The organism is Candidatus Palibaumannia cicadellinicola, assembly GCF_002855795.1.
GTDB classification, from domain to species: domain Bacteria; phylum Pseudomonadota; class Gammaproteobacteria; order Enterobacterales; family Enterobacteriaceae; genus Baumannia; species Baumannia cicadellinicola_C.
This window is the reverse complement of record NZ_NJPO01000096.1, coordinates 1-5,190: the sequence shown is the minus strand read 5'-3', so window position 1 is coordinate 5,190 and position 5,190 is coordinate 1. Positions and strand designations below refer to the sequence as shown.

At 41.2% G+C, this 5,190-nt stretch carries 3 protein-coding genes; all 3 read left to right on the top strand.

Features of this window, described 5'->3' with window-relative positions:
• The first annotated feature begins 468 nt into the window (after window positions 1–468).
• The 3 genes from clpP (at window position 469) to lon (ending at window position 5,077) form a co-directional block, all read left to right on the top strand.
• Window positions 469–1,092, top strand: a complete 624-nt coding sequence (gene clpP, locus CEX73_RS01895) for an ATP-dependent Clp endopeptidase proteolytic subunit ClpP (RefSeq protein ID WP_101626911.1) — start codon at window positions 469–471, stop codon at window positions 1,090–1,092.
• Between the two features lie 159 nt (window positions 1,093–1,251).
• Window positions 1,252–2,616, top strand: coding sequence for an ATP-dependent protease ATP-binding subunit ClpX (gene clpX, locus CEX73_RS01890; protein WP_101626910.1), 1,365 nt, complete (start codon window positions 1,252–1,254; stop codon window positions 2,614–2,616).
• 115 nt (window positions 2,617–2,731) lie between these two features.
• Window positions 2,732–5,077: an endopeptidase La gene (lon, locus tag CEX73_RS01885; RefSeq protein ID WP_260081201.1), complete on the top strand. Its 2,346-nt coding sequence runs from the start codon at window positions 2,732–2,734 to the stop codon at window positions 5,075–5,077.
• Window positions 5,078–5,190: the final 113 nt, after the last annotated feature.

Here is a 5,190-nt window from a genome sequence, read left to right as displayed (position 1 = left end):
CAATAAAAACCAGAAAGACACAATCAATTTCTACCAAAAAAATCAGGCTATGATAAAAAATATACACAATATGGTACTAGAAGAACAGGCGTTTGAAACACTGCTTATTAATGCTACAGTCACAGAAAAAGAGACATGTTTTACGGATTTTATGCATCAGTTTAACGCTACCTGAAAGCTTTTATTTTAATTTGGGAAGCACAGATATAGTACTTAGCTTCCTCTTCAGAAAGCTTGTCACCACGGGATGACAGGCTTTTTTGTTTGTATAAGTCTTTTATCTAGCTTAAAATCAATAGAATAGATTGACAGCTAACGAATATTAAATATCGTATAGAATATAGCATGAACAACCTAGATGACATTCAGCAATGTGTGAGAGGATAATATAAGCACATGCTATTATCTTAATATCTGATGTCAAACTCAGAATCCAGAATATAAAGAGTTTTTTTCGAGGAGAAAAAAATGTCATATAGTGGTGAACATACTCCATACCAACTCAATATGGCCTTGGTGCCTATGGTAGTTGAGCGTCATTTACGCGGAGAGCGTTCATACGACATCTTTTCGCGATTGTTGAAAGAACGTATTATCTTCATGACCGGTAAGGTTGAAGACTATATGGCCAATTTGATTGTGGCACAGATGATTTTTCTCGAAGCAGAAAACCCGGAAAAAGATATTTATCTATACATTAACTCCCCTGGTGGAGTTATTACATCTGGGATGTCTATTTACGATACAATGCAATTCATTAAACCAGATGTAAGCACTTTTTGTATGGGTCAGGCAGCTTCGATGGGTGCTTTCTTACTTGCAGCTGGTGCCAAAGGCAAGCGTTTTTGCTTACCTAATGCACGGATCATGATTCATCAGCCTATGGGTGGCTTCCAGGGTCAGGCGACTGATATTGAGATCCACGCTCAAGAGATTATCAAGGTCAAAGCACGGATGAACGAGTTAATGGCAAAACATGTCGGACAGGCTCTCCAAGTGATCGAACAAGACACAGAGCGCGATAGGTTTCTCTCTGCGAATGAAGCGGTAGACTATGGACTAGTTGATTCCGTTTTGAGCCAGCGTATGTAACAAATACCATCATAATAAGACAGTAATATATTCTAAGGCTAAGGAAGGTATATTTCCTCCTACGACACGACCTATTTTGAATTCAGCCGTAACGATTTAGCTATTACTCACTTATACTTACTTAATGGGCGGAACAAAAAAAAATAAAGAGGTTTACTGATGACAGATAAGCGCAAAGACAGTTCAAAAAAGCGAATTTATTGCTCTTTCTGCGGCAAAAACCAACAGGAAGTACGGAAACTAATTGCTGGGCCATCGGTTTATATCTGCGATGAATGTGTTAATTTCTGCCATGATATTATCCTGGAAGAGATCAATCTCCGGGACAAAATTAATCTCCGGGACACAATTAATCTACTAGAAGAGATCAATCTCCGGGAAGAGATCAATCTCCGGGAAGAGATCAAGGAAGTAGCGCAACATCGGGAACTCAACGTACTACCTACGCCCCATGAAATCTGTAATCACCTGAATGATTATGTGATTGGTCAGGAGAAAGCAAAAAAAGTTTTAGCGGTTGCTGTGTATAATCACTACAAACGCTTACGTAATCGCGATACTACCAACGGTATTGAGCTAGGAAAAAGCAATATTTTACTAATTGGACCTACAGGTAGTGGTAAAACGCTACTAGCTAATACACTAGCACGTTTTTTACACGTACCGTTCACTATGGCTGATGCAACTACCCTAACCGAAGCAGGGTATGTTGGTGAAGATGTAGAAAATATTATACAGAAACTACTACAAAAATGTGATTACGATGTGCAACAAGCGCAACGTGGCATAGTTTATATTGATGAAATAGACAAAATTTCCCGTAAGTCAGAGAATCCCTCTATAACCCGTGATGTCTCAGGTGAGGGGGTGCAGCAGGCATTACTAAAACTAATTGAAGGCACTATTGCTGCGGTTCCACCACAGGGGGGGCGAAAACATCCTCAGCAGGAGTTTTTACAGATAGATACATCACAGATTCTTTTTATCTGCGGTGGTGCTTTCGCAGGACTAGATAAAGTTATAAAACAACGTACTAAAACGAACCACAGTATTGGCTTTAGCGCTACAATTAAAGTTAGCTCGGAAAAATTAACTGAAAGTCAGTTACTTGTTCAAGTAGAACCGGAGGATCTAGTGAAATTTGGCCTGATTCCCGAGTTCATCGGTCGTCTACCGATTATTGCGACGTTGAATGAATTAAGCGAAGAAGCATTAATTAAGATATTGCGTGAACCAAAGAACGCGCTGACTAAGCAATACCAGGCACTGTTCAATCTGGAAGGAGTTGAACTAGAATTTAGTGAAGAAGCACTGACCGCAATAGCTAAAAAAGCCATGGCGCGAAAGACAGGTGCCCGCGGATTACGTTCTATCGTAGAAGGAGTACTATTAGAAACTATGTATCAATTGCCGTCTCAAGAAAGTGTGGCAAAAGTAGTTATTGATGAAACAGTCATCGCTGGTCAGGCTGAGCCATTACTGATTTACGGTAAACACGAAGCTCAGCAGGCTTCTTGCGAATGAGTTGAATGTAAGCCATTCGACCCCATATACTCAAATACCTATAGATTAAAACTGGCAAAAGCCTAGTGTTGCGTGTCCTATAAACCTGGCGGAAGCTAAACGAAGAGAAAGTTCTATGAATGCGAATACTGAGCGTTCCGAACGCATGGAAATCCCCGTATTGCCTTTGCGCGATGTGGTGGTCTATCCGCACATGGTCATCCCACTGTTTGTCGGCCGAGAAAAATCTATTAGGTGTCTTGAGGCCGCTATGGATAATGACAAAAAAATAATGTTAGTGGCACAGAAAGAAGCTTTAACTGACGAACCAAACACTAACGATCTATTTTCGATCGGAACCGTATCATCTATTCTGCAAATGCTCAAATTACCTGATGGTACAGTAAAAGTTCTAGTAGAAGGGTTAACGCGCGCTCGGATCATAAAACTAGCTGATAGCGGCGATCATTTTACTGCTGAGGCCGATTATTTTGACATACCAGAATTAGACGAGCGCGAGCAGGAAGTACTCGTCCGTACGGCGATTAATCAATTCGAAGGTTATATCAAATTAAATAAAAAAATTCCGCCAGAAGTTCTTACTTCGCTGAACAGCATCGAAGATGCTGCCCGGTTAGCCGATACTATCGCGGCTCACATGCCGCTTAAACTAGCTGATAAACAGTCGGTACTAGAAATGACCGACGTATCTGAGCGGCTTGAATACTTGATGGCGATGATGGAGTCAGAAATAGATTTATTGCAGGTTGAAAAACGTATTCGCAATCGTGTTAAGAAACAGATGGAGAAAAGTCAACGAGAATATTATCTAAATGAACAGATGAAAGCTATTCAGAAAGAGTTGGGAGAGATGGATGACGCACCAGACGAACATGAAGTTCTAAGACGCAAGATAGAAGCTGCTAAAATGCCGCAGGAAGCACGGGACAAAACTGAAGCCGAGCTGCAAAAACTAAAGATGATGTCCCCTATGTCTGCTGAAGCTACTGTAGTCCGCGGTTATATCGATTGGATGCTATCAGTCCCATGGCATGCCCGTAGTAAAGTAAAAAAAGACCTTGTTAAGGCGCAGGCCATTCTTGATAAAGATCACTATGGGCTAAATAGAGTAAAAGAGCGCATTTTAGAATACCTGGCGGTGCAGAGCCGTATAAGTAAAATTAAAGGTCCAATCCTATGCTTAGTAGGACCACCGGGGGTAGGAAAAACATCTCTTGGTCAATCGATTGCTAAGTCCACAGGTCGTAAATATGTTAGAATGGCGCTAGGTGGAGTACGAGATGAAGCTGAGATACGCGGTCATCGCCGGACTTATATCGGTTCTATGCCAGGAAAACTCATTCAGAAGATTGCTAGAATAGGGGTGAAAAACCCGTTGTTTCTGCTTGATGAAATTGACAAAATGTCGTCAGATATGCGAGGTGATCCAGCTTCCGCTTTACTGGAAGTTTTAGATCCTGAACAGAATATGACTTTTAATGACCATTATTTAGAAGTAGATTATGATCTTTCTGATGTCATGTTTGTAGCTACTTCCAACTCGATGAATATTCCTACCCCGCTGCTCGATCGAATGGAAGTTATCCGATTGTCAGGATATACCGAAGATGAAAAGCTAAACATTGCGCGTCAGCATCTATTGGCTAAACAGTTAGAACGCAACGCCTTGAAAACAGGAGAACTGACAATAGAAGACAGCGCGCTAATTAGTATAATCCGTTATTATACCCGCGAAGCCGGGGTTCGTCATCTAGAACGTGAAATGTCTAAACTATGTCGTAAGACTGTCAAAACGTTACTTATGAATAATAGTATTAAACATATTACGATTAATACTGATAATTTAAAAGACTTTTTAGGCGTGCAACGTTTTGACTATGGGCGGGCGGAAGGAGAGAATAGGATTGGACAAGTCACAGGTTTAGCATGGACTGAAGTAGGCGGAGAGCTGCTAACTATTGAAACCGCCTGCGTTCCTGGTAAAGGCAAACTAACCTATACTGGTTCACTGGGTGAAGTAATGCAAGAATCGATCCAGGCTGCGCTTACTGTTGTACGCGCGCGCGCAGATAAACTAGGCATCCATCAAGATTTTTATGAAAAAAGTGATATCCATGTTCATGTTCCGGAAGGAGCTACACCAAAAGATGGTCCTAGTGCTGGAATAGCTATGTGTACAGCACTGGTATCATGTCTGACCGGTAATCCGGTGAAAGCCAATGTAGCAATGACCGGAGAGATCACACTCCGCGGTCAAGTATTGCCAATAGGTGGGCTAAAAGAAAAACTACTTGCTGCCCATCGCGGGGGCATTAAAACTGTATTGATCCCTTACGAAAATAAACGAGATATCGAAGATATGCCAACTATTGTTATTCATGATCTGAATATTGAACTAGTACAGCGTATTGACGAAGTACTTACCTTTGCATTGCAAAAAACTCCGTTTAGCTTAGCATGAATGAAGCTACGGAATACAAACTATTAAGTTCAGGAAACATAAATTGGGGTTCATCCGACTTACTTGACTCGCTATTCTTCATAGGCTTCTAAGCTTACCTTACATGCCTTTTG